This window comes from Streptomyces sp. NPDC059142, assembly GCF_042755665.1.
Lineage (GTDB): Bacteria > Actinomycetota > Actinomycetes > Streptomycetales > Streptomycetaceae > Streptomyces.
In genome coordinates, this window is sequence record NZ_JBHZDA010000047.1 from 42,689 (window position 1) to 45,788 (window position 3,100).

Annotated in this window: 4 protein-coding genes; 2 read left to right on the top strand and 2 right to left on the bottom strand. The window is 71.2% G+C overall.

The window, feature by feature from the left end; genetic code table 11:
* Nucleotides 1–251: 251 nt before the first annotated feature.
* Together ACFXPK_RS18650 and ACFXPK_RS18655 are read right to left on the bottom strand one after the other, a co-directional pair.
* Nucleotides 252–797, bottom strand: a complete 546-nt coding sequence (locus ACFXPK_RS18650) for a GNAT family N-acetyltransferase (RefSeq protein ID WP_385076700.1) — start codon at nucleotides 795–797, stop codon at nucleotides 252–254.
* Nucleotides 782–2,062, bottom strand: a complete 1,281-nt coding sequence (locus ACFXPK_RS18655) for an XRE family transcriptional regulator (protein WP_385076703.1) — start codon at nucleotides 2,060–2,062, stop codon at nucleotides 782–784. The genes ACFXPK_RS18650 and ACFXPK_RS18655 overlap by 16 nt, the downstream gene beginning before the upstream one ends.
* Nucleotides 2,063–2,264: 202 nt before the next feature.
* On the opposite strand from ACFXPK_RS18655, the gene ACFXPK_RS18660 reads away from it, so the two are divergent.
* Together ACFXPK_RS18660 and ACFXPK_RS18665 are read left to right on the top strand one after the other, a co-directional pair.
* Nucleotides 2,265–2,678 (top strand): hypothetical protein, encoded by a 414-nt coding sequence (locus ACFXPK_RS18660; RefSeq protein WP_385076706.1) that lies wholly within the window; start codon nucleotides 2,265–2,267, stop codon nucleotides 2,676–2,678.
* Nucleotides 2,679–2,686: 8 nt separating this feature from the next.
* On the top strand, nucleotides 2,687–2,899 hold the full coding sequence (locus tag ACFXPK_RS18665; protein WP_385076709.1) for a hypothetical protein: 213 nt from the start codon (nucleotides 2,687–2,689) through the stop codon (nucleotides 2,897–2,899).
* Nucleotides 2,900–3,100 lie beyond the last annotated feature (201 nt).

Genomic DNA, 3,100 nt, shown 5'->3' on the forward strand with positions numbered 1-3,100 from the left:
ATCTCTCACCGTCACCCCCCCACCCCCCCCCCCCCGACCTCGCGTGCCCCCTCGCGTCACTCGTGCGGCCCGCCGCTGTTCGCCCCCCCGCCGCCGCCCCGCGGCGGCCCCCCCCACCCGCGGCCCCCCCTCCACTGCGTATGCCCCCTTCCCGTTCTCTCCCACCGTGCGTTCCGGTTTTCTGGAACGCACAGCAGCAGCGCCCGAGATCCCTCGCACGTCGGACTCCGGGCACTGCTGTCGAGCGTGGCTCAGGAAGCGATCGCGGCCCTGAGATCCCGGAGCATCACCGTGAAGTTCGGGGAGTCCGGGAAGGGCTGCCGGTTACCGATCCTGAGGTACCCCCACGTCTCGTACAGCGCTTCCACCTTCGGGTGGTCGGGGTCGACCAGGAGCACAGCCAGCGCCTCCGGCCGGTCCGAGAGAAGCGCCTCGTGAAGGTGTTTCGCCGTCCCCGTCTTGCGCCATCGCGGGCGGACCATCAGCTCGGATACGGAGAAGGTCGTCGCGTCCACCGGTGGCTCGGTGAGGTGTTCGCGCCACCACTCCCGGCCCTCTGTGGCCGGGGCTCCGTAGGCGAAGCCGACCGGCTCGTCCTGGTCGTAGCCGATGACGCAGGCGTATCCAGGATCGCCGCCCCAGTGATCCACGAACCACGGGAACCGTTCGTCGAACTCGGTCATGTCGTCGGCGTAGGCATCGGCGTGTACGTCCAGGAGGGTCTGCCGGATGGTCGGCAGATCATCGTGTCCGAAACGGCGTAGTTCGACTGCTGTGGTGGTCAAGGGCTGCTCCATTCGGTCCGGTACCGGTCGGTCCATTCGTGCGCGATACGCGTCGAGGGAGCGTGGGCGATCAGGTCGCGCTGGAAGTCCCCGAGGAGCTGCCGCATCCGCCCGGGAAGCGGAACGCCTGCCATGATCGTGAATACGGTGCCGCTGGTGACACATGCCTGCTCGACGTCGCCCTGGTGAAGCTGCGCGAGCGCGAGCCGGACCGTCGTGTGGCCGCGGTTGCGTCGGTAGGAGTGGGGTAGGGCGGCAAGTGCCCGGTGGGAGGCCGCCTCGGCCTCCGCCGGCTGGCCCACGACGTCGCGCACGATGGCGGTCAGGGAGTACAGCTCCGCCGGTCCGTAGAAGGCAATCCACGGCGAGCGGGGTTCCGTCAGGTCGGCCTTCGAGAGGGCGTCCTCGGCGCGTCCAAGGGAGTTGAGCGCCGCGCGCACGTCACCGCCGTGCGCACAGCCGACGGCGGTCCGCGCGTGGGCGAGTGAGGTATGCAGCGGACTGCGCCGGGCGATGGCAGTCGCGTGGGCGGCCTGCGCGGCGGCGACCGCCTCGGCGTACTCGCGGCGCTGCCGGGCGAGCATGGCCCGGAGGTTCCAGATCTGCATGGTCATCTCGGAGTCCTGGGCGAGCCCGGCGAGCGTCAGGGCGCGGTCCAGGTGGCGCGCGGCGCCGTCCAGGTGACCGGCGTCGATCAATGACCATGCGGCCGTCGCGGTGAAGTCGGCGCCGAGCGCGAACAGGCGTTGCCGCACGCGTTGCGTGGTGGACAGTTTCTGAAGGGTGAGCGCTTCGGTGGCGCCGTCCAGGGCGGCGCGCTCCAGACCGTGACCGCCGCGTTCGGCGTCCACGGCGGTCAGCCGTTCGACGGCGGCGCGCAGTCTGATCACGTCGGTCGTGCCGACACGTACGGGCCGGGCCGATACGGGGCCCATGGGGATGACGGCGGCCGCCGCGACTCCTGCGGACGCGCCGACGAATCGGCGACGGTGCACGTCGGGGTCCTCCGGTGCTCGATCGGACGTGGACTTCCCCCGAGGGACGAACCCTAGAGCCAGTATGGGCAGGCCAGTAACCATTTCCAGCCCCCGACGCTGACGTTCCTGGGGCCACTGGTTCTCGCCGGACAGCCATCGGAATACGGTGCGGTCGGCAGTCGCGCCGACCTTGCCGGTGAACTCGCCGATGGCGCCGTTCACCGCGTCCGCAAGCTCGGCGGCCGACATCTGGTGCTCCGTCATCCAGGCGGCTAAGGGTTCGTTTCGGTTCTCCGCCACACCAGCACGGTAGGGCGTACGACCACCCCTTGGCAGGTAACGGAAGAGTCAATTCGTCAGTGGGCGGCGGTGGGCCGGGGGGACTTCGTCATGCCCGCACGGCGGTGACTGAGTGTTAGGTGTCGTGTACGGCCCCGTCGCGCCTCGTACCCCCGTGGGGCGCGGCGGGGCGCCGCCCTTCGATCCACCTGCTGAGGCAGCGATGAGCAGTGCAGGAAAACCACAGGAAGAAGCCGCCGCCCCGGTGGCTCCGGTCGCCGCTGCGACCGTGCTGTACGTGTGCGCCGACCGCGGCACGGTGATTCCCAGCCTGGCCGCCGATCGCGCCGAGGAAGAGGGCCGCGCCTTCGCACAGAGGCACGGTCTGCTGATCACCGAGGTCGTCGCGGACGAGTTCGGTGAGCCGGACCCGGCCCGCCGGAAAGGGTGGCGCCGCGTGCGCGAACTGGCGGCCGCCGGCGCGGTCGCCTCGGTGCTCGTACGGTGGCCCGCCGCCATCGCGCCGGAGTCCGCCTCCGAGCACCGTCACCACGAGACGAGCTGGCTCCAGAAGCGCGGCGTGCGCGTGCGCTACACGTGGGAGCCGCTGGCCAAGAGGGACGGTGATACGCGATGAATCGCGGCATGCTCCACCGTGACCACCCCTGGCTCGGCCGGGAGGTCGAGGACACCGCGACCGGCCGCCGCGGCACACTGCGTGCCATCGCGCCCGAGGGCAACTCTCCGCACCCGGTGGCCTGGCTGATTGCGTCGGGCGGAGGTACGGAGTGGACCACCGACCCGATGGCGCTCGCCAACCCCGCTCCAATCGCGCCGGACGCCCTGCCCGCGTCATGACCGGCCGCCGCCGTCGCCGTCAGCGCCGTGCGCTGCCCTGGTGGGCCTGGTGGCAGACCTGGGCTCTCGGCGTCGCGCTCGCGGTCCTGGCGCTGGTCTTCCTCCGGGTGCTGTAAAGACCCCGGCTGGGGCGGGGCGGACGTCACACTCCCCCGTCCCAGCCGGTTCGCACATGCCCCGGCGGGCCGCTGTCCTCAGCGG